21 protein-coding genes and 2 tRNA genes are annotated in these 26,494 nt (G+C 57.0%); 7 read left to right on the top strand and 16 right to left on the bottom strand.

Going from position 1 to position 26,494, the window contains the following annotated elements:
- Window positions 1-18: 18 nt before the first annotated feature.
- Entirely contained in the window at window positions 19-1,068 is a 1,050-nt protein-coding gene (locus HF650_RS09160) for a rhodanese-related sulfurtransferase (RefSeq protein WP_187802080.1), read from the bottom strand.
- Window positions 1,069-1,285: 217 nt separating this feature from the next.
- Between HF650_RS09160 and HF650_RS09155 the strand changes: the two genes are divergently transcribed.
- Window positions 1,286-2,206 carry a Kdo(2)-lipid IV(A) acyltransferase gene (locus HF650_RS09155; RefSeq protein ID WP_187802079.1) on the top strand — a complete coding sequence of 307 codons (921 nt, stop codon included), beginning with the start codon at window positions 1,286-1,288 and terminating at the stop codon, window positions 2,204-2,206.
- Between the two features lie 42 nt (window positions 2,207-2,248).
- On the opposite strand, the gene HF650_RS09150 is transcribed toward HF650_RS09155, so the two are convergent.
- From HF650_RS09150 to HF650_RS09130, 5 genes are all read right to left on the bottom strand, one after another.
- Window positions 2,249-3,730: an MdtP family multidrug efflux transporter outer membrane subunit gene (locus HF650_RS09150; protein ID WP_223284290.1), complete on the bottom strand. Its 1,482-nt coding sequence runs from the start codon at window positions 3,728-3,730 to the stop codon at window positions 2,249-2,251.
- A gap of 3 nt (window positions 3,731-3,733) precedes the next feature.
- Window positions 3,734-5,674 carry an FUSC family protein gene (locus HF650_RS09145; RefSeq protein WP_187802078.1) on the bottom strand — a complete coding sequence of 647 codons (1,941 nt, stop codon included), beginning with the start codon at window positions 5,672-5,674 and terminating at the stop codon, window positions 3,734-3,736.
- Window positions 5,675-5,682: 8 nt separating this feature from the next.
- Window positions 5,683-6,711 carry a multidrug transporter subunit MdtN gene (gene mdtN, locus HF650_RS09140; protein WP_187802077.1) on the bottom strand — a complete coding sequence of 343 codons (1,029 nt, stop codon included), beginning with the start codon at window positions 6,709-6,711 and terminating at the stop codon, window positions 5,683-5,685.
- Between the two features lie 12 nt (window positions 6,712-6,723).
- Complete coding sequence (locus tag HF650_RS09135; RefSeq protein WP_187802643.1) at window positions 6,724-6,951, bottom strand: YtcA family lipoprotein; 228 nt, start codon at window positions 6,949-6,951, stop codon at window positions 6,724-6,726.
- Window positions 6,952-7,253: 302 nt separating this feature from the next.
- Window positions 7,254-8,168 carry a LysR family transcriptional regulator gene (locus tag HF650_RS09130; protein WP_187802076.1) on the bottom strand — a complete coding sequence of 305 codons (915 nt, stop codon included), beginning with the start codon at window positions 8,166-8,168 and terminating at the stop codon, window positions 7,254-7,256.
- Window positions 8,169-8,651: 483 nt separating this feature from the next.
- Here HF650_RS09130 and HF650_RS09125 point away from each other — a divergent pair, with 483 nt between their 5' ends.
- The 3 genes from HF650_RS09125 to HF650_RS09115 all read left to right on the top strand — a co-directional run bounded on the left by HF650_RS09125 (window position 8,652) and on the right by HF650_RS09115 (window position 12,816).
- A complete protein-coding gene (locus tag HF650_RS09125; RefSeq protein ID WP_223284289.1) occupies window positions 8,652-10,421 on the top strand; it encodes an amidohydrolase in 1,770 nt (589 codons plus the stop codon).
- 190 nt (window positions 10,422-10,611) lie between these two features.
- Window positions 10,612-12,363: an enoyl-CoA hydratase-related protein gene (locus tag HF650_RS09120; protein ID WP_187802075.1), complete on the top strand. Its 1,752-nt coding sequence runs from the start codon at window positions 10,612-10,614 to the stop codon at window positions 12,361-12,363.
- Between the two features lie 63 nt (window positions 12,364-12,426).
- The gene (locus HF650_RS09115) at window positions 12,427-12,816 is read left to right on the top strand and encodes a MysB family protein (RefSeq protein ID WP_187802074.1); all 390 of its coding nucleotides are present in this window, start codon (window positions 12,427-12,429) and stop codon (window positions 12,814-12,816) included.
- Here the strand turns inward: HF650_RS09115 and HF650_RS09110 are convergent, their stop codons facing one another.
- From HF650_RS09110 to mdoG, 3 genes are all read right to left on the bottom strand, one after another.
- Window positions 12,817-13,044 carry a YceK/YidQ family lipoprotein gene (locus HF650_RS09110; protein ID WP_187802073.1) on the bottom strand — a complete coding sequence of 76 codons (228 nt, stop codon included), beginning with the start codon at window positions 13,042-13,044 and terminating at the stop codon, window positions 12,817-12,819.
- Window positions 13,045-13,111: 67 nt separating this feature from the next.
- On the bottom strand, window positions 13,112-15,640 hold the full coding sequence (mdoH, locus tag HF650_RS09105; RefSeq protein ID WP_187802072.1) for a glucans biosynthesis glucosyltransferase MdoH: 2,529 nt from the start codon (window positions 15,638-15,640) through the stop codon (window positions 13,112-13,114).
- Window positions 15,633-17,168 carry a glucans biosynthesis protein MdoG gene (mdoG, locus tag HF650_RS09100; RefSeq protein ID WP_187802071.1) on the bottom strand — a complete coding sequence of 512 codons (1,536 nt, stop codon included), beginning with the start codon at window positions 17,166-17,168 and terminating at the stop codon, window positions 15,633-15,635. Before mdoG ends, mdoH begins: the two co-directional genes overlap by 8 nt.
- Window positions 17,169-17,442: 274 nt before the next feature.
- Here mdoG and mdoC point away from each other — a divergent pair, with 274 nt between their 5' ends.
- Window positions 17,443-18,591: a glucans biosynthesis protein MdoC gene (mdoC, locus tag HF650_RS09095; protein ID WP_187802070.1), complete on the top strand. Its 1,149-nt coding sequence runs from the start codon at window positions 17,443-17,445 to the stop codon at window positions 18,589-18,591.
- 20 nt (window positions 18,592-18,611) lie between these two features.
- Here the strand turns inward: mdoC and HF650_RS09090 are convergent, their stop codons facing one another.
- The 6 genes from HF650_RS09090 to ghrA form a co-directional block, all read right to left on the bottom strand.
- Window positions 18,612-20,099: a phospholipase D family protein gene (locus HF650_RS09090; protein WP_187802641.1), complete on the bottom strand. Its 1,488-nt coding sequence runs from the start codon at window positions 20,097-20,099 to the stop codon at window positions 18,612-18,614.
- Entirely contained in the window at window positions 20,038-20,580 is a 543-nt protein-coding gene (ymdB, locus tag HF650_RS09085; protein WP_187802069.1) for an O-acetyl-ADP-ribose deacetylase, read from the bottom strand. The genes HF650_RS09090 and ymdB overlap by 62 nt, the downstream gene beginning before the upstream one ends.
- Before the next feature lie 127 nt (window positions 20,581-20,707).
- Complete coding sequence (locus HF650_RS09080) at window positions 20,708-21,190, bottom strand: DUF1097 domain-containing protein (protein WP_223284288.1); 483 nt, start codon at window positions 21,188-21,190, stop codon at window positions 20,708-20,710.
- Between the two features lie 96 nt (window positions 21,191-21,286).
- Complete coding sequence (locus HF650_RS09075) at window positions 21,287-21,847, bottom strand: molecular chaperone (protein ID WP_187802067.1); 561 nt, start codon at window positions 21,845-21,847, stop codon at window positions 21,287-21,289.
- A gap of 19 nt (window positions 21,848-21,866) precedes the next feature.
- Window positions 21,867-22,604 carry a phosphatase gene (locus HF650_RS09070; RefSeq protein WP_187802066.1) on the bottom strand — a complete coding sequence of 246 codons (738 nt, stop codon included), beginning with the start codon at window positions 22,602-22,604 and terminating at the stop codon, window positions 21,867-21,869.
- Window positions 22,605-22,686: 82 nt separating this feature from the next.
- Window positions 22,687-23,625, bottom strand: a complete 939-nt coding sequence (gene ghrA, locus HF650_RS09065) for a glyoxylate/hydroxypyruvate reductase GhrA (RefSeq protein ID WP_187802640.1) — start codon at window positions 23,623-23,625, stop codon at window positions 22,687-22,689.
- A gap of 236 nt (window positions 23,626-23,861) precedes the next feature.
- Between ghrA and HF650_RS09060 the strand changes: the two genes are divergently transcribed.
- A tRNA-Ser gene (locus HF650_RS09060) sits at window positions 23,862-23,949 on the top strand.
- Between the two features lie 777 nt (window positions 23,950-24,726).
- Window positions 24,727-24,814: transfer RNA gene (locus HF650_RS09055), tRNA-Ser, on the top strand.
- Window positions 24,815-25,450: 636 nt separating this feature from the next.
- Here the strand turns inward: HF650_RS09055 and phoH are convergent.
- On the bottom strand, window positions 25,451-26,239 hold the full coding sequence (phoH, locus tag HF650_RS09050) for a phosphate starvation-inducible protein PhoH (RefSeq protein ID WP_023481530.1): 789 nt from the start codon (window positions 26,237-26,239) through the stop codon (window positions 25,451-25,453).
- Window positions 26,240-26,494: the final 255 nt, after the last annotated feature.

The following is a 26,494-nucleotide window of genomic DNA, read 5'->3' as shown; positions in this document are numbered from 1 at the left end:
TTCCCCTCTCCTTCTGCATTATTCCGGGTCCGGAATGCCCAGTTTGGTGTTCAGGCGGCCACGCGATTTATTGAAGATCTTATTGCCATTCTCCCGTCCGGCGCGGCGTTTACGCTGCTCCTCTTCCGGCAGGGCACGCTCCTCTTTGCACAACTCGCTGCAGCAACCGTCGAACTTCTCAGCACAACTTGGGCACTGAATAAAGAGCAGGTGGCAGCCATCGTTCAGGCAGTTGGTGTGGGCATCGCACGGCGTGCCGCACTGGTGGCAGTGCGCAATCACATCGTCAGAGATGCGCTCGCCCATCCGCTCGTCGAAGACAAAGTTTTTGCCGATAAAGCGCACCGGCAGACCCTGCTCGCGGGCGCGGCGGGCGTACTCAATAATGCCGCCTTCAATGTGCCACACTTTATTGAAGCCGTTATGCTTCATCCAGGCACTCGCTTTCTCGCAGCGAATGCCGCCGGTGCAGTACATGACAATCTTTTTGTCTTTGTGTTCCTGCATCATCTCGACCGCCTTTGGCAACTGCTCGCGGAAGGTGTCGGCCGGGATCTCCATTGCGCCGTCGAAGTGGCCCACCTCATATTCGTAGTGGTTGCGCATATCGATAAATACTGCGTCCGGATCGTCAAGCATGGCGTTCACTTCCGCCGCTTTCAGGTAGTCCCCGACATTGCTGGCATCAAAACTCGCATCCTCAATGCCGTCTGCCACAATGCGATCACGCACCTTCATGCGTAGCACCCAGAAGGATTTACCGTCATCATCAATAGCGATATTGAGACGCAGCCCGTTCAGCGCCGGATCGAAGGTATAGAGCGCTTCGCGAAACGCCTCGAATTTGCTCTGTGGTACGCTGATCTGCGCGTTGATCCCTTCATGAGCGAGGTAGATGCGCCCAAAGACGCTCAACTGCGACAGAGCCTGGTAGAGCGCATCGCGCGTCGCCTGCGGGTTAACAATCGAGAAGTATTTGTAAAACGAGACGGTAACGCGCGGCTCGGTTTCGGCGAGCATGCGGGCTTTCAGTTCATCATTGGAGATGCGGTTGTGTAACACTGGCATGGTGTACGTATCCTGCAGAGTGGAGAGTGAAAAACGGGCGGCATCATAAAGCAAATAGTGTTAATTTACATCCCCACATTTTGCGCTACATTTCCACCCATTCATTTCACACTGTAACGCGCGTTGCGCTTATGGAACGCGGCTTCACACCCTGGTTTTTGCGAAATTCAAAAAAAGTGCGAGAATACAGGCCATTGTAGCTATACACAGGACAGTCATGACGCATTTACCCAAATTTTCGGCATCGCTGCTGCACCCCCGCTACTGGGCAACCTGGTTCGGGATCGGCGTGCTGTGGTTGGTGGTTCAACTTCCCTACCCGCTCCTCTACCGCTTAGGCTGCGCACTCGGCCATCTTGCCCAGCGCCTGATGAAGCGCCGCGCGCACATTGCGCATCGCAACCTGACGCTCTGCTTTCCGCAGATGAGCGAGGAGGAGCGGCAAAATATGGTGGCGAAGAATTTTGAATCCGTCGGCATGGGGCTGATTGAAACCGGCATGGCCTGGTTCTGGTCCGATCGCCGCATGCGCCGCTGGATGGATGTCTCCCATTTCGAACATGTACGTAACGTGCAGGCGCAGGGTCGCGGCATTCTGCTGATTGGTGTGCACTTCCTGACGCTGGAGATTGGCGCGCGGATGTTTGGTCTGAATGAGCCGGGCATTGGCGTCTACCGCCCGAACGACAACCCGGTTATCGATCTGCTGCAAACGTGGGGGCGCATGCGCTCCAATAAGAGCATGATTGACCGTAAGGATCTGAAAGGGATGATCCGCGCGCTGAAAGCGGGTGAGGTGGTCTGGTACGCGCCGGATCACGACTACGGCCCGCGCGCCAGCGTCTTTGTCCCCTTCTTTGCCGTTGAGCAGGCTGCCTCCACTTCCGGCACGTGGATGCTGGCGCGCATGTCGCAAGCCTGCGTGGTGCCGTTTGTGCCGCGCCGCAAACCCGGCGGTAAAGGGTATGAGCTGATTATGCTTGAGCCAGAGTGCTCACCGCCGCTGGACGATGCCGAAACCACCGCCGCGTGGATGAACAAAGTGGTGGAGCGCTGCATTATGATGGCACCCGAGCAATATATGTGGCTGCATCGCCGCTTCAAAACCCGACCTGAAGGCGTCCCTTCCCGCTATTAACTGCCCTGCTCCGCCTGTAAACCACGGGCGGAGCCATCTCTGTTACGGCTTCTCTTCACCCTTTTCGTTCTCATTGCGGTAACCGCCGCCCAGCGCTTTTATCAGCATGATATCGGCACTGAGCTGCTGTGCCTGCATATCGAGTAGCAGAAGCTGCTGCGCCAGCGCTAAACGGCGCGCCTCCTGCGCCCTGAAACGGCTCAGCAGCCCGCGCTGGTAGTGAGCCGCCGCACTGTTGGTTGCCGTCATCGCGGCGCGCACTTTCTCTTGCTGCATCGCCACCATCTGATTGAGATCGTTAAGCTGGCTGGAGGTGATCGCCACATCGCGCACCGCGTCGAGCACTGCCTGGTTGTACTGTTTGATCAGGATATTACTGGCGGTACGCACCGACTTCAGGTGGGCGTTTAACCGCCCGCCATCGAACAGCGGCAGGGTGAGCGCAGGCAGAATATTGAGCTGCTGGAAGGAGTAGCGGAAGAGATCGCCGACATCAAAGGCGTTGTAGCCCCAGAAAGCTTTGATATCAAAGTGCGGATAAAAGGCCGCCTTCGCGGAGTCTACCTGGCTCATGGTGGCAGTGACATACCCGCGCAGCGCCTGCAGATCCGGGCGGCGCGCCAGCAGTTCGAAAGAGAGCGAGGCGGGCAGCGTTTGCTGCAATTGCGGCAGCGCCACCGCATGAATCTCAGGCATGCTCTGCGCGTCCGCGCCGATCAGCGCCCGCAGGGTCTCGCGGTAACGGGTTAACGCGCCGTTCGCTTCCACCAGTTGTTGCTGCGTCGCCAGCCGTTCAGCCTCTGCACCAGCGAGATCGACGCTATCCTCCAGCCCGCGCGCCGCGCGCTGCTGGTGCGCCTGCTCGGAGAAGCGGGCAATCTCCTGCTGCTCATTGAGCAGTGCAATGCGTGCGAAAGTCGCCTGCATCGCAAAGTAGAGCTGCGCGACGCTGCTGGCGATATCCAGCTCAATCGCCGCAGTCTCGGCAAGCTTCGCATTCTGCTCGCCAATCGCGGCCGCCACGCGCGCGCGATCCGATCCCCAGAGATCAATATTGAGCGACGCACCAACGCCGACCGTATTCAGCGTGTACCACGGGCCCTGTTTATCGACCGGCAGAGAGTAGGCATAGGGCCAGGTCGCTTTCGCTTCCCTGTCCGACACGCGCATGTAGTTTTGTGCAGCGACGGCACCTGCCTGCACGCCCATTGCCGACTGCGCCAGCGCCACCGTCGACTGCGACTGGCCAACGCGCAGCCGCGCGGCCTGCATGGTGGGCGAGTTTTGCAACGCGCGGTTGACCAGCATCGTTAGCTGGCGATCGTGATAGTTTTCCCACCAGCGCGCCGCGGGCCAGCCGCTGTTCGCCAGGTGAATTGCCTGCGCCAGCTGCGCCTTCTGCGGGTTGACGATGGCCACCCGCCCCGGATCGTCCTGCACCAGCGCACAGCCGGATAGCAGCAGCAGGCCAAATGCGGCCAGCGTGCCGCAGCGAAAACGCGAAGCGATCATTTTTGCGCGCATACTTTACTCTGCCCGTCGCGAACTCAGTGAAAAGGGGGATGACCACGCCGGCAGGCTGGAGAGTGCCTGCATCAGCGGCGGGCCATAGGGGTTTGCCGCATCGGCGCGAAGCGCCTTCAGCTCCGGCTTCGGCTGCGCCTGATCGATAGCCGCAGCGTAGGCCTCAATATACCCGGCGCAGCGGGATAAAAAGGGATCGTCCGCCGCGCCATAGCGTCGATAGCCTTCAATCAGGCGTACAAGCTCCTGCGCGCTGGCAAAGGTCTCGCCGCGCGGCCAGACTTTCGCTTCCGCATGGGGGTGCGCCCAGGTGTTGAGCGGCTCGGCGGCAACGCGGTTAAGCAGCGCATCGCTCTCAGTCAGGCTGGCAAACAGCGCCGGGGTAGTGGCCTGCCGATCGGTTGCCCGCAGCAGGTCGGCTATACGCCGGTAGAGGCGCGCAAGGCTGGCTTTGAGCTGTGGCGCTTCGCTATCCGGCCATAAATAGAGGTGAATAAGCGACGAAATCAGCACGCCAAGCAGAATACCGATCACCCGATCGCGAAGCTCGGTTAAGTTGGTCAGCGGGCCAAACCAGCTTAAAAAGGCCAGAGCAAAGGTAAAACCGAGCTGAATACCGGCATAGGCAATGCGCTCTGACCCACCCGCCAGCCAGGCGGCCAGCGCCATTACCGGCAGCGCCATCGCCAGCAGGCCTACCAGCGACTCCGTCCAGGGTTGAATAAAAACAATCAGCAGCAGTGCCAGCAGGGTCGCCAGCAGCGCGCCGCCAATGCGCAGCGCGATCTTCTGCATCGTCGCGCCAAGCCCCGGCTGCGCCACAATCACGCAGCTCAGCATAATGGTGTGAATGCCCTGCCAGTCTGCCGCGGTATAGAAGACGTAGCAGATCAGCGTCGCCAGCACAGTTTTCAGGGTGAAGTGCAGATAGGCCGGGTTGCGCCAGGCATCCGGCGGCATCAGGGCAATCTTCTCCCCCTCGCTTGGCGGTAAAGCAATCTCCTCACCACGTTGAAGTGCGGTCAGCAGCGCGGCAATGTCGCGCACAATCACATCCTGCTCACGCTCAACGGAGAGGGAGAGATCCTGCACAGGCGGCAATTTGCCCTCCTCCACCTGCTGCGCCAGCGTAAGCAGCGCATCGACAAGCGGTTTTCGCGCCGCATCGGGTGCAGCGGTTTGCAGCAGCGCGATAAGCTGATAGCTGCGCAGCGTAAAGGCCATCACGCTCTGCCACTTCTGTTGATTATCAGCGATTTCCGCGCTGGAGAGCCGGGCCAGCTTGTAGAGCGTGTGCAGCTGGGACATCTGGCGGGCAATGGCGCTAAAAGTGGGTCGGGTCTGCTCAAGGGAGCCACCATCAGTTTGCGTCAGGCAGGCCGCCGTCTGGCGCAACATCGCGGCGAGCGCGCTTTTGAACTGCCAGCCAGGGAAGGCCTGCGCAAAACAGGCATTGACCAGCAGCGTTACCACAATCGCACTGTTAATAGCCACCCACAGCCACAGCAGCAAGCGCACGAGGATCTCGCTCTGCCCGGTCATCGAGGGAAAGGTTTGCGCATAGATCACCGCCAGCGCCACGACGAAAAATGCCAGCCCCAGCTTGCCCATAATGCGCATCAGATAGACGGCGAGAGCGAAGAGCAGCACCGAGGCAACAAGGCGCACCAGCGGATAGTCATAGGTCCACTTGATAATCAGCAGCACGCCGCCCAGCACCAGTGTCACCACCAGCATAAAGGCGACGCTGACCAGGGAAATCATCACCACGTTGGGCTGGCTGACATAAAAGACTACGATCAGGGCTATCGCCAGAAAGGGGATCTGCAGGCTCATAAACAGCGCAATCAGGATGGCGCAGCTGAGTGTCATGCGCAGGGTGTAGTTGCCCCGCCCCGGTGTGGCGCGCAGCTCTTTTTGCAGATAGCCCCAGGCGTGCTCCATTGCGATGCTCACTCTGGCTTGAGGATGACGCTTGCGGAGGCGCCCATGCGGAACAGCGCCGGATCGGGGTGCTCAACGGCGATTTTCACCGGGAAGCGCTGCGAAACATGCACCCAGTTAATGCTTTTCGGCACAATCGGTAAGCCGCCAATTACTGTTCCGCCCTCCGGCAGCACGCCAAACCCAACCGACTCGACGCGTCCGCTAAAGCGTTTGCTGTGGTCGGTCATCACGGTGATCTCAGCTGGTGTACCGGCACGAATACCCTGCAGATCGGTTTCGCGGAAATTGGCTACCACATACCAGTGGTCGTCATCCATCAGCGTGAAGACCGGTTTCAACGCCGAAGCGTACTGCCCGACCGTGGTTTTCAGTGCCACCACCACGCCGTTAAAGGGGGCGCGCACCTCGGTAAATTCGAGATGCAGCTCTGCCAGCGCAACCTGTGCCAGCGCCCCTTCCCGCTGTGCCACCATTGCATCGACGCCGAGCACGGCGGAGGCTGCCTGGCTGGCCTGAAGCTGAATCGCGGCAAGCTCAGAGCGCGCGGCCTTCTCCGCCGTGCGCGCCTGATCCAGCTCCTCCTGCGAAGCGAACCCTTGCGGCACCAGCGGCTCCAGCCGGCTGCGCGTCGAGCGAGTCTGATCGACCAGCGCCTGCGAGCGCGCCACCGCGGCGGCAACAGACTGCGCGTTATACTCCTGCGCCTTGATGGTGCGTCCGGTCAGGGTGATTTGCGCATCGAGCGCCGCCAGCCGGGATTTCGCATCCGCCAGCATCGCCTGATAAGGGCGCGGATCGATACGAAACAGCAAATCGCCCTTTTTCACGCGCTGGTTATCGCGCACCGGCATCTCGACTATGCGGCCCGTCACTTCCGGGACGACATCAATCGTATCGGTGTAGACATAGGCATCGTTGGTTTGCGGAGAAGTCTGCAGGTGCCAGATCACCGCAATCAGCGCCACAATAGCGCCAATCACGACGAGCAGCAGCGGCCACTTTTTCCGTAACAGCGTTGAGCTGGAATCAGTCATAGGCCTTCATATCTAAAAAAGTAAGAACCAGAAAAGCGCGGCAAAGAGAAACAGCAGAGCCAGGTAGCTTATAACCAGCGGCGAAAAACGCGCCTGCCAGCCTCTACGCACAATCAGCAGATGACACGGAATAAGCAGCAGCGCGGCGGCGAGAAAACAGAAGAACCAGGCGGGAAATGACGCGCCCAGAATCGGGATAGCGGGCGGTAAGCCGCAGCCGGAGAGTAAGCAGCAGAGCATGAGCGCGGCCCCGCGCAGACGTTTTGCGATCCCTTTCACAGCCTTGCTCCTGCGCGCGAAATCATCGTCACTGACACCTTTTCTCCATCCCTTAGATAAATAATTCGCTAACGACGCGTGTGGCACACCCGACTCAGATTATGGGTAACCTTTGCAAGCGGTGATTATAAACCGCTGCGCCAGAAAATATAACGCTGACGTTACATTTCCGCTTTTTTGCATAACCCTCAGGCAAATCTCAAAAGCAAAATGTTCTCCCGCGCAGAATCGTCTGCCTGGCGGCAGAATAAAGCCGGGTACCTTTAACAATAACCGAACCACTCTTTTAAGCTGCCCACAATCAGTGAACGGAGCGCCGCGTCATCCTCGTTTTCGCGCCAGAATAACATCAGCGAGTGCAGGTTATTAAATTCATCATTATTGACATCCAGGGCGACCGCTCGCTTCGCCAACAGCTCCGGGCGCGCAATATGATCCGGTACGCAGGCGATGCCAAGCCCCTTTTTCGCCAGCATCGCGCTCAACGTGTAATCCGTTACCAGCATCGCTTCCGCCGGGGCGTGCAGCGGATAGCGATGGTCATTATTTTCATCCGGAAAGGCGGGATAGATAAGCGTCTCACCATCCAGTTGAAAGGCATCGATATGGCGCTGCTGCGCCAGCCAGTGCTGCGGATGGGCAATGAGCATGGTTTGCAGATCGCCCACTACGCAGCCTTGTAGCCCGCATGGCATAACCGGCAAATGCAGCCCCAGCACATAGTCGACGCGCCTGCCGCACAAGCTCGCTTCGGTGTCATATAAATCGGTATGGATAATGTGAAGCAGCATCCGGGGATAGGCCGCCTTCACGGTGAGTAAAATATCGGCCACCACCTCTGCCGGAATAAGTTCATTGAAGGCCAGCCTGACTATTTCCGGGTCACGGCGTGTTTGTAGTGATAAAGAGAAAGCCTCCAGCCGCTGCCAGCTATTCACCATTGATTTTGCTTTTGGCAGTAGGCGCTTGCCGTTACTGTTAATTTTTACCACTGCTCCATTACCACGCTTGTGAAATAATGGATAGCCAAGAATATCCTCCAGCTCTTTTATCCAGCGACTAATGGTTGATTTCGAGCGATTCATACGTTGACCCGCCTGTTGAAAACTTCCTGTTTCCGCCGCGGCGACAAAGGCGCAGAGCGCTTTATTATCAATAACCAGATCGTTTTTTTTCATGCTGTGTGCGTCCTTACCTCATCTCACTATTGTGATGAGCGTGATGCTAAAGCACCCGACGCCCATCTCGCTGGATCAGGTTTAAGCACTTTTCCATCGCAACATATTGATACAGGTCATTTTGAATCAGCTCCACCGATAATTTCACAGGGCGTTATTAACATGCCAATAAAGATAATTACAAAATGAAAAGCAAATAACCAAACAGCGTCAAAAGGCGTTATTAATTGTCAAAAAGCCGCTTCTCCTGCGTCGTTTCTGATAACCAGAAAAATAGTCTTTTAAGAAAGAACTCATCATGCATATCTACATAAATATTTTCTGTTGCATAAACAGGACTTTTTATGCGGAAAAAGTTTCATTATTGCCACCACACTCCATCACCATCGCTATTTTATGGGCTGTCCGTTTGTATCGTTATTCGCTTCTGATTATTATCGCGGCGAAATTTATTACCCCACTCTTTTAAATGGAGAACATGATATGGCTTTATTTCAGCCTACCAGTACGCTACAAAAAATAATTAAAGTGAGTCTGTTATCGGCATTAATTAGCACCTCACTTACCGCCACCGCGGCAAAAGTTGTGCCGAACGATCCCAATGACCGGCCAACCCCTGCCGATATCATCATAATGAATGCCGATATCCGCACTTCCGATGCCGCCAAACCGCGCGCGCAGGCGCTGGCGATTAAAGATGGCAAATTTATCGCCGTGGGGAGCCCGAGCTATATCAAACTGCTGCAAAGCGATAAAACGACGATGATCGACGCTAAGGGTAAAACGGTGATCCCGGGGTTGATTGATGCCCACACGCATCTGATTTCCGGCATCGATCTCATCAACGGCGTCGATCTCTTTGGCGTCAGCAGCAAGCAGGCGTGGCTGAAGATGATCAAGGAAAAAGTGGCTGCTCAGCCAAAAGGAAGCTGGATCTTCGGCGGTCGCTGGGACGCCACCTTAACCGCCGAGAAGACGCTGCCAACGGCGGCCGACCTCGATAAAGTGGCTCCCGATAACCCGGTCGCGCTGGTGGACGTCGACTATCACACCATGTGGCTGAACAGCAAAGCGCTGGCGGAGCTGGAGATCACCGATAAGACGCCCGATCCGACCGGCGGGACGATCCAGCGGGATAAAAACGGCAAAGCGACCGGTATTCTGCTGGAGAACGCCCTTGATATTTACAACCGCTCGCCAAAAGTGATTGCCGCCCAGGGGGATAAAAGCGAGGGCTTGCGCAAAGTGATGGCGCACTTCAACAGCCTCGGCGTCACCGGTGCCCATGATATGTGGACTAACTCAGGCGACATCTACATCGATATGCTGAAAAAAGGCGGCTTCCCGATGCGCATCTGGTTCGGCTATATGGTGGATACCAGTGAAAAGAACAGTGGTGAAGAGGCGTGGAAAGTAGAGGCCAAAAAGCAGAAAGAGATGAATGCCTTTGCCGAAGACAAAGAGCGCGAGCTTGGTAAAGGGCCGCAGTTCCGCTATGGCTACCATAAATATTTTATGGATGGCACCCTGATGAACCACACCGCCTTCCTGCATGAGCACTACTCCGATCGCCACGATCACTACTTCGGTACCCCGCTCTATACCCAGGCGAAGATGAACGAGATGGTGCAGCGCTCCCATCAATATGGCTTCCCGGTGGCCATTCACGCCATCGGCGATAACGCCGTGACCATGGCGCTGGAGGCGTATCGCAACAGCCCGCAGGGTAAGGATAAAATTAACCGTATTGAGCATATTGAGCTGACGAAGTACGCCAATATTGAGAAGTTTGCGCAGAACGGCATTGTGCCATCGATGCAGCCCGATCATGCCATTGCGCCTAATTATCTGGAAACACGTCTGGGTAATGAGCGCCTGAAGCGCGGTTATGCCTGGCAATCGCTGCTGACTGCTGGCGGGCACCTGGTATTCGGTAGCGACTGGCCGACGGCAAAAGAGAATCCAATGACGCAGTTGGGTGATGCCGTGTTACGCCTTAAAGATGGCAAAGTGTGGTATGGCGAAAACGCCCTCACCTTCGATGAAGCGCTGTATGCCTATACGATGGCACCGGCCAAAATCAGCGGCTGGGATAAAGAGATAGGCTCGATCACCGTCGGCAAGTGGGCTGATTTTGCCATCGTTGACGGCAAAATCAACGATCCGGTGCCGCAGGATATTCGTAACTGGAAAATTGCCGAGACCTGGTTTGCCGGGGAGAAAGTTTACGATAGCGCGCAGAAAAAATCGTAATGCCCTCTTCCCGCGCGGAACTCGCTCCGCGTGGGAAGCTAAATGCAACAGGCCAGATTAAGAGTTTTCACGTCGGGGCAAGAAGATGCCTGGCAACATCACCGCCGCTCTGCTTGTTTTTAGCCCATGGCCTGAAAAAAATAGTGGCTAAGTCCCCCCCACCGGAACCCCTTTTCCAGGATGGAAAATTATGCATATCTTTCTGCTTTGCAGCGCCTTTAATGGCCTGTCACAACGTTTTTTTGTCGAGCTTACCGATGCCGGGCATCACGTCACCGTTGAGGTATTTACTGGCGATGACGCGCTTGAAGAGCGGCTTGCGGCGAACCCGCCTGACATTATCGTCGCACCGTTTCTGAAACGGGCTATCCCTGACTGCGTCTGGCAACGTTTCCGCTGCTTTATTCTGCATCCGGGTATTGTTGGCGACCGCGGCCCCAGCTCCCTTGACTGGGCGATCCTTGAAGGGTGGCACGAATGGGGTGTGACCCTGCTGGAAGCCAACGCGGTGATGGATGCAGGCAACATCTGGGCGACCCGAACCTTCCCTCTGCCGCCGATGGCGAAGAGCCAGATTTATCGGCATCGGGTTACCGATGCCGCCGTCGCCTGTTTGTGGGAGCTAATTGAGAAGTTGCAACGCGGTCAGCAGCATGGCGCTCCGCTTGACTATTCCCGCGCTACGACGCGGGGCCGTGAGAGAGCCATGCTACCGATGCGCGTGCGTACCCTTGACTGGCAGTGCGATCCCACCGATCTGCTGCTGCGTAAAATCCGTGCCAGCGACAGCCTGCCCGGTGCACCGGCGCAGCTGGCAGGCGTGCCGGTGCGGGTGTTTAACGCCTGGCAAGCAGAGGCGGCTGTCGCCAGCCAGCGCGGGCGTGCGGGAGAGATTTTCGCCCGCGACGGCGACGCACTCTGTGTAGCGACGCTCGATGGTGCGCTCTGGATCGGCCACCTGCGCCGCAGTGACGATCACGCCTGTGCTCAGGTTAAACTTCCCGCCGCCGTTGCGCTGCGGGACGAACTCGCGGCGTACGCTTCGCTGCCGGTACTCGATGCGCGACACCCCAACAAACCCTGGCTTGAGACGCGCGGGCGCGTCGCCATTCTCCATTTCCCGCTGCTCAACGGCGCGTTTACTGTCCATGACTCGCAGATCCTCACGACGCTTTTTGCGCGCGCTGCCGCTGATTCCAGCGTGGATGCCATTGTGCTTGCCGGAGGAGATGATTTCTGGTCAAACGGCATTGAGCTGAACTCCATTCATGTGGCGGATAACCCTGCCGAAGAGGGGTGGGCGTCGATCAACGCGATTGATGACTTTGCCGAAGCGCTCCTCACCTGTCGCGACAAGCTGGTGGTAAGCGCGGTCAATGCCAATGCTGGCGCAGGCGGCGCAATGCTAACGCTGGCAGCCGATCGGGTCTTTATGCGCGCGGGTGTGGTGATTAATCCCCATTACAAAACCATGGGACTAAACGGGTCGGAATTCTGGACCTTAACGCTACCGTGGCGCGCGACTGCTGAGGCAGCGGTGGCACTGAGTGAGAATTGCCTGCCCGTTAGCGCCAGAAAGGCGGCGGCGCTCGGTCTTGTCGATGTTGTGCTCGATCTCCCGCGTGAGGCATTTCTTGAGACGGTTGTCAGTCATGTTAACGTGCTTATCGCCCCCGACACTCTGGCAGACAAACTTCAGGCAAAACAGCGAGCTCGGGAGGCGATGCGCAGTGGGCGTCCTCTCGACCACTATCGCCGGGAGGAGCTCGGCAGGATGAGAGGCAATTTTTTTGCTGACGATCTGCACTTCTCTTCTCGTCGTACGGCGTTTGTGATGAAGCAGCCCCCCTGCGGGACCCCGGAGCATTTGCAGCGGCATAACGCCGCCGTAATAGCGAGCCTGGCGGGCCTGCGACGCGATAAAAGTGAGGAGGAAGTTTGACGCTGGGATAACCAGCGACTATAGATTTCTGCATGTCTATATCGTTATCAAGGAGCGTTTTACATGGCTGATTCTGAACTGAACTATTACACAACCCTGGCCGAAGCCATTGACGCGGCGCGCGAAGCGTTTATCGCTAACAACCCCGACGTCGATGAAGATGAGCTCAATGTGCAACAGTTCAATGTCCAGAAGTACGTGCTGCAGGATGGCGATATCGTCTGGCAGGCAGAATTTTTTGCCGACGAAGAGCAGCCAGGCGAGTGCCTGCCGATGTACAGCGGCGAAGCAGCACAGAGCGTCTTTGATGGCGACTTTGACGAGATCGAGATCCGTCAGGAGTGGTTAGAAGAGAACACTCTGCACGAGTGGGATGAGGGCGAGTTCCAGCTCGAGCCACCGCTGGACACCGAAGAGGGCCAGGCTGCGGCAGACGAGTGGGACGAGCGTTAATTACTCATAGGGGCCGTGCTGGGCATCTATCGGCAACAGCAGCGTGTCAAACACCAGCGACAGCGGCAGATCCAGCACGGTCAGGAAGCGCCATGAGGAGTCACGTACGTCCCACTGCACGCCGGGGTAGTACTGATTCCCGTGGCCCTGGCCTGGGATGGTTCTGCTAACAATGCTGCCGCAGCCACTTAATACGCACACCATGACCATCACCATCATCACTCTCACCGTGTTCCCCTTCTAATTATGCAGATAAAAAAATACCGGCTAATGCCGGTATTTTCTTAATGATGGCCTATTTTGCCTTCAGCGCCAGTGGATTAAGCGACAACGTTTCGTAATGCTTCACCCAGGACAAATAGCGCTCTGGTGATTCCCAGACGCGATAGTGCAGGCGTGAGAGCGTAACCGGGTCACTTAACAGCACCAGACGACGATCGCGGTTGAGCTTCTCTGGCGTCTCATTCAGTGCCTGCTCAACGTGACGGTCGCGGGCAATCTCCAGCACATGGCTGGCACGGTGACGCGCCGTCGCCATCGCTGTCGCCAGCGCGTTAAAGGAGGGGTTAAACACGGCGTGCATAAACCCATCTTCCAGCGAGCGCGAGCGGTTCAGCTCGAGGTAGCGATCGGTATCGACCAGCACCTGCGGCGGAGAGTACTCTTCCGGGATCAGGAACAGTTTCCAGCGTTTGGTGCGCAGCCCGACCGTTGAGCGGCTCGAGATCACCGACACGAACGGCGAGAGGATCAGCGAGAAGACGATCGGTGCCAGCCAGAAGAGGAAGCGCAGATCTAACCATGCCATCCCCACTGCCCACACCAGGCCCAGCAGCAGCTGCGAGCCGTGACGCATAAAGGCTTCACCCCACGGGGTAGAGTCATCATCACGCTGCGGCGAGTTCCATACCACTTCCCAGCCAAGGAACGCGCTGACCACGAACACGGTGTGGAACAGCATACGTACCGGCGCCAGCAGCACGGAGAAGAGCACTTCCAGCAGCAGCGAGAGCGTAACGCGGAAGAAGCCACCGTACTCTTTCGGCCCTTTGCACCAGACAAGGATGATACTCAGCAGCTTCGGCAGGAAGAGCAGCACCATGGTCGAGGCAAAGAGCGCGATAGCCAGTTCCGGACGCCACTGCGGCCAGACCGGGAAAAGCTGGCGCGGCTGCAGGAAGTACTGCGGCTCGGTCAGGGCATGCACCACCTGCAGTGCCGTTGAAAGCGCGAGGAACATAAACCACAGCGGTGCCGAGAGATAGGACATCACGCCCGTCAGGAACACCGCGCGGTGAACCGGGTGCATCCCTTTTACGAGGAACAGACGGAAGTTCATCAGGTTCCCGTGACACCAGCGGCGGTCGCGTTTCAGCTCATCAAGCAGGTTCGGCGGCAGCTCTTCATAGGAGCCAGGCAGATCGTAGGCAATCCACACCCCCCAACCGGCGCGGCGCATCAGCGCAGCTTCCACAAAGTCGTGGGAGAGGATGGAGCCTGCAAACGAGCCTTCACCCGGCAGCGGTGCCAGCGCACAGTGCTCGATAAACGGCTGCACGCGGATAATCGCATTGTGACCCCAGTAGTGGGACTCCCCTAACTGCCAGAAGTGCAGACCGGCGGTAAAGAGCGGCCCGTAGACGCGGGTAGCAAACTGCTGGCAGCGCGCATAGAGCGTATCCATACCGGAGGCGCGAGGCGAAGACTGGATAATACCGGCGTTCGGGTTGGCTTCCATCAGGCGCACCAGCCCGGTCAGGCAATCCCCGGTCATCACGGAGTCCGCATCCAGCACCACCATATAGCTGTACTGGCTGCCCCAGCGACGGCAGAAGTCATCGATATTGCCGCTCTTACGTTTCACGCGACGACGACGACGGCGGTAGAAGATCTGCCCTTCGCCCTGCACTTCGGCGATCAGCTCCATCCAGGCTTTTTGCTCTGCGACGCAGATATCCGGATTGTAGCTGTCGCTCAGGATATAGACGTCGAAGTGCTTCTCCTGGCCGGTGGCTTTCACCGACTCCCAGGTCGCACGCAGACCGGCGAAGACGCGATCGACGTCTTCGTTACAGATAGGCATGATTAGCGCTGTACGATGCTCCGGATTCAGCGGTTCATCGCCCACCGTCGAGGCGGAAATACTGTATTTATCCCGCCCGATCAGCAGTTGCAGGAAGCCCATCAATGCCGTCCAGAAGCCAGCCGAGACCCAGCAGAAGAGGACGGCGAAGAGGATCAGGATCCCGGTCTGCAATACGTAAGGCAGCAGTTGCATAAAGGAGACCCACAGATCCTGGTCCGCCATATCGACAGGATTGATCAGCGCCCAGCCCTGATAAGGCAGGATGGTCTTCATGTACCAGGTCGCGACGACGGTCTGTGCCAGCGTCAGCAGCAGCAGGATGTAGCGACGAATGGAACCGACCGTACGCCACTTCTCTTCCTGAACCTGCTCCTCTTTGGTCAGGCGTGCCATATAGCGCGGCATAACCTCACGGCCGCGCAGGCGATCCCAGAAACGACCAAGGGGGTTGGTGCGCCAGGGATCCGGGAACATGGAGGAGCGTTTCGCTTTCGGCATCGCCTGCAGCTGCGCGCGTCCTTCGTCATCCTTGATCAGTTGCCCTTGTGCCAGCGACTCCGGCCAGCTGTTCTCCAGCCGCGCGGTCACCGAACCGAGCGGCGTGTCATCCTCACGCTTCCAGTCCGTGTGCTCCGCGTCCAGCGCCTCATGCACGCCGCGAATCGAATCCGTCGGCAGCGCTGCTTTCTGCTCCGTAGGGAGCGGCAGCGCGTCGATATACTCAGTTATCTTATTCATTGGCAGGTAGCTGATAGCTCCAGGTTTCACTCAGGGGCTGATCGGCGTTGACCAGCGCTGCGCGCATATCCGTCGTTTTCTTCGGATCTTTGACCTTCACGCGCAGCGTCAAACGCCAACCTTGGGTCACTGGATTATAGCGAACGGCATTTTCAACGATCTCACCGTTATCGCCAATGCTCGCCTGCGCCGTTACCGGCGTATCCTGCGGCAGTTTTTTCATATCCTGGCCGGTGAAGTCGATCACGAACGCGATGGTGCCGTCCGGCTGGCGGATAAGGTTGGACTGCTTCACATCGCCCGTAGAGCGACGCGTCTGCATAACCCAGGCATTATCCGGCGCATGCAGCTTATCTTCGTCACGGCTAAAGGTGATGGTGTACTTGAAGTTCATCTCTTTGCCCGGCTCCGGCAGCTGATCCGGCGTCCAGTAGGCAACGATGTTATCGTTGGTTTCGTCGTTGGTCGGGATTTCCACCAGCTCGACTTTCCCTTTGCCCCACTCGCCTTTCGGCGTCACCCACGCGCTCGGGCGCTGGTCGTAGCGGTCATCAATATCTTCGAAACGCGAGAACTCACGGCCACGCTGCAGCAGACCAAAGCCCTGCGGGTTTTCCATCGCGTAGCTGCTGACGGCCAGGTGTTTCGGGTTGTTCAGCGGACGCCAGATCCACTCGCCGTTACCGGCCAGCATTGACAGACCGTTAGAGTCATGCAGCTCAGGACGGTAGTTGACCGCCGGCGAGGGCTGAGAAGGCCCAAACAGGAACATACTGGTGAGCGGCGCAACGCCCAGTTTGCCCACTTTGTCACGCAGGTAGACTTTAGACTGGACATCAACCACGCTGTCGCGGCCCGGAATAATGACAAAACGGTAGGCGCCGGTAGCACGCGGGGAGTCGAGCAGCGCATAGATGGTCAGACGCTTGTCAGTCGGCTTCGGACGCTCAATCCAGAACTCTTTAAAGCGCGGGAACTCTTCGCCGGAGGGCAGCGCCGTATCGATAGCCAGACCGCGTGCGGAGAGACCATACACCTGGCCTGCGCCAATCACGCGGAAGTAACTCGCGCCCAGCATGCTGACGATTTCGTCGTTTTTGTCTTTGCTATTGATGGGGTAAAGCACTTTGAAACCGGCAAAGCCGAGATCCTTAACGGTATCTTTGTCGTGCTGAATATTGCCGAAGTTGAAGTAGTCCGGGCTGCACTTAATCTGATGCACGGCGGTCGCGGTCACTTCATTGATGGTCACCGGCGTGTCGAAATACATCCCCTGATGATAAAACTCAAGCTTGAACGGGGTGCTGGTCTTGTTCCAGTAAGCTTTATCATGGTTGAACTGAATTTGTTGATAGTCCGCATACTTCATGTCGCGGAACAGTGAGGGCAGATTGCTTTTGGGTGCTTCATAGCTTTTGCCAGCCAGGGATTGCGCCTGTTTTGCGACATCGTCGATAGAAAAGGCCCAGCCTGATGACGTATAAAGTGACAACAGTACTGCTGCCCCTACCCAATGCATTTTCATCATTCGTAATTTAGGTTTCATAATAACTAAGCACTTCCCCCTTTGTGTGCTTAAATCGATCCGATCCATTTTAATGGAAACTCTGGCAATCCGACAACCGAATCCCTGCTTTGTTCTCAGGTACCGTTCATTGATTAAACAAGTGCATCCGGCCCCCATTTCCTTTTGCAGTCTTATCCTGGAGACAGGTTATCTGACATAGTGTAGGGTTGCTTTGGAATGTAATCATTATTTGTCTTATGGATAAGACGAAAAGTCTGAGAATGCACGGAGATATATGTCTAAATCCCCCGCACAACGTGAATATTTCCTCGATTCGATCCGCGCGTGGTTAATGCTGCTTGGGATCCCGTTTCACATTTCACTCATTTACTCGAGCCATATGTGGCATGTGAATAGCGCTTACCCATCATGGTGGCTGACGCTGTTTAACGACTTCATTCACGCTTTTCGCATGCAGGTTTTTTTCGTCATTTCGGGTTACTTCTCTTACATGCTTTACTTGCGCTACCCCCTGAAACGCTGGTGGAAAGTGCGCGTTGAGCGCGTTGGTATTCCGATGTTGACGGCAATTCCCCTGCTGACGTTGCCGCAATTTATTATGTTGCAACATGTAAAGGATAACACCGCTAACTGGCACACCCTCTCTACTTATGACAAATTTAATACGCTGTCATGGGAACTGATCTCCCATTTATGGTTCCTGTTAGTGCTCGTTATATTAACGACGATCAGCTTGTGGTTATTCCGCGCCATCAGAAACAACGCCGATCGCCTGCTTAACGACATTTCTCTTGGCAAACTTTCTGTCTGGTTCCTGCTATTGGGGCTCGCCTGGGCGGCATTTCGCCGCGGTGTTTTCCTCTTCTATCCGGAAATATTGCGCGACGCGCTGTTTAATTTCACCGTTATGCAGACGCTGTTTTATATCCCCTTCTTCCTGCTTGGCGCGCTGACCTTTATCAGCCCGCGCCTGAAGAGCCTTTTTGTCACCCCATCGCCCTGGTGCATGGTGGGCTCAGCGCTGGCGTTTATCGCTTATCTGCTCAATCAGCACTATGGCAGCGGTGAAGGGTGGATGTATGAAACCGAAGCGGTCATTACCATGCTAATGGGCTTCTGGATGGTGAATGTGGTCTTCTCACTTGGCCACCGGTTACTCAATTTCCAGTCCGCACGCGTCAGCTACTTTGTTAACGCCTCGCTCTTTATCTACCTGGTGCATCACCCGCTGACGCTGCTGTTTGGCGCGTGGATCACGCCGCATATTCAGTCGAACGTAGTGGGCTTTTTCACCGGGCTGGTGTTTGTGATCGGCATTGCCATCGTGCTGTATGAGATCCACCTGCGCATTCCGCTGCTGCGCTTCCTCTTCTCCGGTAAACCGCAGGAGAAGACGGCGAAATCATCGGTTCAGGCAGGGTAAAGCAGCTGGCTGCTCTGTTCTCAGAGCAGCCACTCTACCGGCAGCCAGTAGACGAGGCGCACGAGAATGCGCTGCCACAAGCGGGTTTGCGGCTCCTTTTTCAGCACAATCTCCTCGCCATCCTGCTGTTCAATCCAGTTAATACGACCGAATCGATCGAGGCGTAGCTGCCATGTGATGTCCTTCTGGCTGCGCAGAAAACGGTGATGGATCTGTTTGGCCAGCGTTTCGCTGTCGATGACAAAGCCCATCTCAGTATTTAGCACCGCGGAGCGCGGGTCGAAATTAAACGAGCCGATAAAGACCTTTTCCTCGTCGATACTGAAGGTTTTCGCATGCAGGCTGGAGCCAGAATTACCGGTTAACCCGCGATCGTGCACCGGGTGAACGGGCGCTTCCCCGCGCGTTGGTTTCAGTTCATAAAGCTCAATGCCGTGGCGCAGCAGCTTTTTGCGCCAGCGCGCATAGCCTGCGTGTACCACCGTGACGTCATTGGCGGCGAGAGAGTTAGTCAGAATAGCGATCTTCACTCCTTTACGCGCCAGCTGAAGCAGTAGGGCGACGCCCGCGCGACCCGGCACAAAATAGGCCGAGATGATATCGATCTGCCGGTCAGGTTTACCCATCACATTCAGCAGCCGCTGCGGCAGTAACGTGTGCTCACGCGCTTTGCCCTCCCCTTTGCGCGGGTCGTCGCTCAGCAGACGCGTTTTTGCCCACAACAGTGGCAGGCTGCCATTTTCAAGGTGCGCGGCGAAATGCGTCGATGCGAGCCTCTCCTGGTAGCGCACGGCGGTGATATCTTCCCGCCAGCTCTCCGGCAGACGAATGCGCTCGGCAATCTCCTCCGGCGACAGGGAGAGTACGCTGCGCAGCGGTGAGACCGAGGCGGAGTTCCAGTAGCGCAGAAAATCCCGCTCCACCTCTTTCACCACCGGGCCGACCGCCATCACATCGAGATCCGTAAATAGCGGCTCTTCGCCAATACCAAAATAGGCATCGCCAATATTGCGCCCACCAACCAGCGTCACCACGCCATCGACGGTGAAACTTTTATTATGCATCCGCCGGTTGAGGCGCGCGAAATCGGTCAAATAGCCGAGCGCGCGCAGGGAGCGAAAGGAGAAAGGGTTAAAGAGCCGCACCTCGATATTGGGGTGGTTATCGAGCTGGCGCAGTACGCCATCCATGCCCAGCGTATTGTTGTCATCCAGCAGCAGACGCACCTTCACGCCGCGATCGGCAGCGGCCAGCAGCGCCAGCATCAACAAGCGGCCGGAGGTGTCATCTTCCCAGATGTAGTACTGCACATCGAGCGTGCGCTCCGCCAGCTCCGCTAACCGGTAGCGGGCGACAAAAGCGTCCATACTGTCATCGAGAATATGCAGACCGCAAAGACCGGGGTGCGCTTCACAAACGGGTGCGACGGCGCGCCCAAGCCGGGAATCAGCGTGCAGGGTCGGCACCGTGTTGGGTGAGTAAGCGTTGATAGAGTCGCAGAGTTTCATCGTCATAGCAGACAAAGTATATCTGCCGTAACAGAGAATAGCGGGTTAGATAATCCGAAACGGTGTTGATGGCGATCTCCGCCGCGGCCGCTTTCGGGTAACCGTAGACGCCGGTGCTGATAGCAGGAAATGCAATAGAGGCGTAGCCGTTGGCATCCGCCAGTTTGAGGCTATTGCGATAGGCATCTTCAAGCAGATGAGCCTCGTTATCACTCCCGCCGCGCCAGACCGGGCCAACCGCGTGGATCACCGCTTTAGCATTAAGGTTGCCCGCGGCAGTGATCACCGCATGGCCCGGCGGGCACTCGCCCTGCTGCTGGCGAACCTGTTTGCACGCCTCAAGCAGTGCCGGACCGGCTGCGCGATGAATTGCGCCATCAACACCGCCACCGCCCAGCAAAGAGGCGTTGGCGGCATTGACAATAACATCCACCTCAAGGGTCGTAATATCCCCCTGAATAACCTGCATACGTGATTCCATTATGGCTCCCTTGTCGGTGCAATACCGAGAACATGCATTAAGTGTATCCTGGCGCAACGGAAATGGTGGAGCGGCAAGCGAGCCGGCAGGAAATATTGTTATGCAGGGAGTAAAAACGAACGCCTAATCACGCTTTTTTCGCTGCCGTCGCGCGGGAAGAGTTGCCCCGAGAAGCGAGCCACAGGCCGCTGTTTTTCATGGCATAGCCAAACAGCAGGCCCAGCGCCAGCGAAGGAGCCACCACTCTCCAGTCGCCCTGTCCGGCAAAGGTGGCACAAGCGCCAATAAAGGTGCCAGGAACGAAGGAGAGCAGCAGGTTTTTAGCCTGCAGACACATCAGAAACGCTACCACGCCGGTCACCAGGTAGCCCAGAATCTCAAGGTGGGGAGCCAGCGCGCTGCCGTACATAATCACCAGCGCCCAGATGAGACCGCTCATCACCGTGCAGGCAGAGATCGCAAGCCCCTTCAGCCCGCCCTGCGGGCAGGCAAAATAGGCCGTGCAACCCAGAAAACCGGCCCAGCCTAAAAGTCCTGAAGCGACGGCAACCCAGCCCCAAATACCGGAGAGGATGCCTGTCGTTAATGCGAGTGCGAAGAGTCTGTTCATGGCGCGCATCATAGCAGATGCGTGCCGCTGAAAAGTGACATTCACCACATAAATTTAAACAACGAAATCATCGTTGCAAATTATTTGTGATTAAAATCACTTTTCACTATCTGACTCTTCCTGCAACTCTTCCCACATCGCGGCAATTGCGTCACGGGAGAGTTCGGCCAGCGTGCGCCAGAACGGCGTGGTGGCATGGGCTTCCACTTTGCCAAAGAAGGTGCCGCACCACGGCAGCAGGTAATCCGCGAAGAGCGTTTCCAGCGCTTCACTCTCATCTTCCGCGGAGTGATCTTCAAGCCACGATGCTGCCAGCAGTAGCGTACCAATATGATCCGCAGGCGCGGCGCTCAGCGGCATGCCGCGGCTGGAGAGAAACTCGCGCACTTCAGTCTCACTTGCCCCATCAACCCATGCGCTGCGCAGTGGTGAGACGCGACACTCTTCGCCGACAAACAGCGCGTTGTAATCGGCGGCCAGCGTCTGGGCATCGCAGCTTTTTTGCAGTCGCTCCAGCAGCGCATCCTGCTCAAGCGGCCAGCTCTCTGCCAGCTTTCCTTCGCGGATCATCGTGTAGAGCGGCACCAGCAGCGGATCCTGCGGCTGACGGTAAAAAAGCGAGCCCAACACGCGGCAGAGAATAGAAAATTCGTTCATTCAGTCGTTCCAGTCAGTATTAAAGTTCAGCAAATTCATCAATCGGCGCCATGCCGCGTGACTCAAGGAAACTCAGCATGCGGCGCGGGGATACGTTCAGGATGCGATCTTCCGGGAAGCCGACCTCATCCAGCACCTTGCGGCACTCCGCGAAGTCGCCCAGCGTAAAGGCGGTGTGCGAGTCGGAGCCAAGCGCCACCCAGCCACCCGCATCGCGCACCGCAGCAGCAATGGCGCGGCAGTTCACTTCACTGCCCTTGCGCGAGTGAATAAAGGAGGAGTTATTAATCTCCAGCGCCACATCATGCTTCGCGGCGGCGGCGGCCACCGCCGGGATATCAATCTCAAATTTCGGATTACCAGGGTGGCTAATAATATGCACGTTGCCGCTGGCTATGGTGGCGATCATCGCCTCGGTATGGCTTGCTTTATCCTGCGGCGGGAAAACAGGCTCATGGAAACCGGCGACAATCAGATCCAGCGCGTCGAGCATCGGCCCTGTGCAGTCGATTTCACCGGCGCGGTTTTTAATATTGGCTTCGATGCCGCGCAGAATGCCGACGCCGTCGACCAGCCGCGGCCAGATGCGCATATTGATAAAGTGCCAGTGGTGAGGGGCATCGGCCATGTCCGGGCCATGGTCGGTAATGGCGAAGAGCTTAATGCCTTTGCGTTTCGCCTCGGCAATATAGTCATGCAGCGTGCTGTAAGCATGGGTGCTGGCGACGGTGTGCATATGCAGGTCAACGGGGTACATGGCTCACTCCTGTAGTCAATTGCGCAAGAATAGCAGCTATTGTTATGCAGTTTAATGAAAACCCGGCGTGGCCGGGCTTATCTCAATATCCTCGCGCTCTGTCAACGCGTCCGCTCACCGGCTCACCCCGCTCAAGCTGGCGGATAGTGCGGCAAATATAAGTAATCGCTTCCTGCGGACGCGTCACGGCAGCGATGTGCGGGGTAATGGCGACGCGCGGGTGCGCCCACAACGGGTTGTCAGCGGGGAGCGGCTCCTCACGGAAGACATCCAGCATTGCGCCCTTTACCTTGCCACTCTCAAGCGCCTGTAACAGATCCGCTTCCACAAGGTGTACGCCGCGCGCGAGGTTGAGCAGATAACTTCCCTCTTCCAGTTGTGCCAACAGGGAGCGATCGATGATGCCTGCGGTCTCTGGCGTATTAGGTAGCAAGTTGATTAATACCCGCGTCCCCTGCAGGAATTCCCCAAGCTCTTGCGCGCCGGCAAAACTGGTGACGTCCGGCAAATCTTTTCGGCTGCGGCTCCAGCAGCGCAGCGGGAATCCCCATTTAAGGAGCGCTTCGGCGACTTTTGCACCCAGCACGCCGGCACCAAGAATGCCGACGGTGAAATCTTCATGCGCATACTCCTCAAGCGGTTGCCACTTCGCCTCGCCTTTAAGCGCCTGATAATCATCGAAGCGGCGGAACCAGTGCAGCACCTGACTTACGGCATACTCCTGCATCTGCTGCGCCATGCCGGTGTCTTCAAGGCGAAACAGCGGCACCGCAGCGTCGAGCATCTGCGGATGGACCTTGAGTTGCCCGAGGATCGCATCAACACCTGCGCCGAGGGCAAACACTGCTTTTAGTTTCCGCCCTTCCAGCATCTCAACGGGCGGATGCCAGACCAGCGCGTAATCGGCTGGGGCGTTATCGCCCGGCGCCCAGACGCGTACGCGGGCATCCGGCAGCGCGTCGCGCAGGGCATTCACCCAAAAGGCGTTATCAAATGAGGGGTGGTAAAAGAGGATCTCCATCGGCACTCCGGTTTTGTTGTCGGTGAGGCATTTTATGCGGCTGATAAGCATAACAAATATCCTCTTCAGCGCGTGGGTTTAGTGCCAAGGCGAGAAAAAAGGCGTTTTCAGAACGTTTAAGAAGCAGGTTGTTTGAAGTTTGTCTAAACGCACTAATTTATTGCAAAAGAAGATTGACGCGGTTACGGGTTTTCCCTACATTAGCGCCCGTCCCGACGACATCGGGACAACAATGTGGTGAGGTGTCCGAGTGGCTGAAGGAGCACGCCTGGAAAGTGTGTATACGGCAACGTATCGGGGGTTCGAATCCCCCCCTCACCGCCATTATTCGAAGAAGAGCTCGCATGAAAATGCGGGCTTTTTTTTCGCATATACCTCCGCGCCAGGGGGGATGAGAACCCCCGACCGGGGTTCGACAACGGGTGAAACCCGTTGGACAGACCACGAACGCAGTGAGCGGGCTGCCCGCAGGGCGAGCGAAGCGAGTCAATCCCCCCCTCACCGCCATTATTCAAGATGAGAGCCTGTACGAAAGTACGGGCTTTTTTCTTTTATATTCCCCGAACAGGGCGGATGAGAACCCCCGACCGGGGTTCGACAACGGGTGAAACTCGTTGGACAGACCACGAACGCAGTGAGCGGGCTGCCCGAAGGGCGAGCGAAGCGAGTCAATCCCCACCCGGCGCACGCATCGGCAGCGGAGCCAGTGCCTGATGGCGGCTACGCCCTATCAGGCCTGCGCGTCCAGGCCAACACCGTGCCATGTCCAAATGCCTGATGGCGGCTGCGCCTTATCAGGCCTACGCGTCCAGGCCAACACCGTGCCATGTCTAAATGCCTGATGGCGGCTGCGCCTTATCAGGCCTACTTGTTTGCCCCTTCCCGACCATCAAATCTGCACTATTCCGTAGGCCGGATAAGCGTGAGCGCCATCCGGCATTTTTATCCCTGCAAATCCCGACATTTCCACCGCTAATCCACGCCGTTGCTCACACCTTAAGCGAACAATCATCAGGGCTGAAAATCTGCTTGACCGCTTCAGCGCAACTCCCTATAGTAGCGCCCCGTTGCCCTCCTGTATGGCGGGTGGCAATACAATGTGGTGAGGTGTCCGAGTGGCTGAAGGAGCACGCCTGGAAAGTGTGTATACGGCAACGTATCGGGGGTTCGAATCCCCCCCTCACCGCCATTATTCGAAGAAGAGCTCGCATGAAAATGCGGGCTTTTTTTTCGCATATACCTCCGCGCCAGGGGGGATGAGAACCCCCGACCGGGGTTCGACAACGGGTGAAACCCGTTGGACAGACCACGAACGCAGTGAGCGGGCTGCCCGCAGGGCGAGCGAAGCGAGTCAATCCCCCCCTCACCGCCATTATTCGAAGAAGAGCTCGCATGAAAATGCGGGCTTTTTTTTCGCATATACCTCCGCGCCAGGGGGGATGAGAACTCCCGACCGGGGTTCGACAACGGGTGAAACCCGTTGGACAGACCACGAACGCAGTGAGCGGGCTGCCCGCAGGGCGAGCGAAGCGAGTCAAGCCCCCCCGGCGCACGCATCGGCACCTGAGCCAGTGCCTGATGGCGGCTACGCCTTATCAGGCCTACGCGCCTGAGCCAACACCGTGCCATATCCAAATGCCTGATGGCGGCTACGCCTTATCAGGCCTACGCGTCTGGGCCAACACCATACCATGTCCAAATGCCTGATGGCGGCTACGCCTTATCAGGCCTACACGCCAGGCGTACGAGATCGCGCTTTCCCTGCCCCACAAAAAATAAAACCCGGTTTCCCGGGTTTTAACGCTAACTGGATCTTGCGCACCGCTTAATCGTAGGCTTTCAACGTGCGCTGGCAGAGGGCGGAGCGTACGCAGTCGTCTTTATTAAAGCGCACCACACCAATCATCTCGTCCTCTTCAAAACGTGCCAGCGCATCGCTCAGCCCCGATTTAACACCGGAGGGCAGATCGCACTGGGTGATATCGCCGTTGACAATCACGGTCACGTTTTCCCCGAGGCGCGTTAAAAACATCTTCATTTGCGCAGCGGTGACATTCTGGGCCTCGTCAAGAATGACCACCGCATTTTCAAACGTACGTCCGCGCATATAGGCGAACGGCGCGATCTCTACCTTGCCAATTTCCGGGCGCAGGCAGTATTGCATAAAGGACGCACCAAGACGTTTCAACAGCACGTCATAGACGGGCCGGAAATAGGGTGCGAACTTCTCCGAGATATCGCCGGGTAAGAAGCCGAGATCTTCATCAGCTTGCAGGACCGGCCGGGTCACGATAATCCGCTCCACGTCCTTATGGATCAGAGCCTCTGCAGCTTTCGCCGCGCTAATCCACGTTTTCCCACAACCCGCTTCGCCAGTGGCGAAAATCAACTGCTTCGTCTCAATCGCATGTAAATAATGCGCCTGAGCCTCATTGCGGGCAGCAATCGGAGAGTTATCACGGCAATCCCGCGCCATGCCAATTGCTTCTACACCACTCATCTGCACAAGCGAGGTGACCGACTCTTCTTCACGCTGTTTATGGCTACGTGAATCACGTCTCAGCACGCGTTTCGCTTCACGACGAGCTTTGATCACTGCTTTCTGTCTTCCCATGGATAGCACCTTGAGTTGTTGGTTTACATCACACGCATCGAAATCGACGCGATTATGCGCACGAACGTCTGAGGGTTGGCTTCCTTGTAAGCCATGGCTTGCCTTTGAAAATGACATGGCGCAACGAACAGCAAAACCGTCTGCCACATCGTCAGAAGGAGTTAAAAAACAGCAGGAGGAGAAATCAGGGGCGAAAAAGTCGTTGCCGGAGATGCGCTCCCCGGGCCGGGTTTTGCGAGGTCGTTTTGTCTGTCC

It is taken from the genome of Kosakonia sp. SMBL-WEM22 (genome assembly GCF_014490785.1).
Taxonomy (GTDB): Bacteria; Pseudomonadota; Gammaproteobacteria; order Enterobacterales; family Enterobacteriaceae; genus Kosakonia.
The sequence above is the reverse complement of the archived record's forward strand: the minus strand, read 5'-3'. Positions and strand labels throughout refer to the sequence as shown.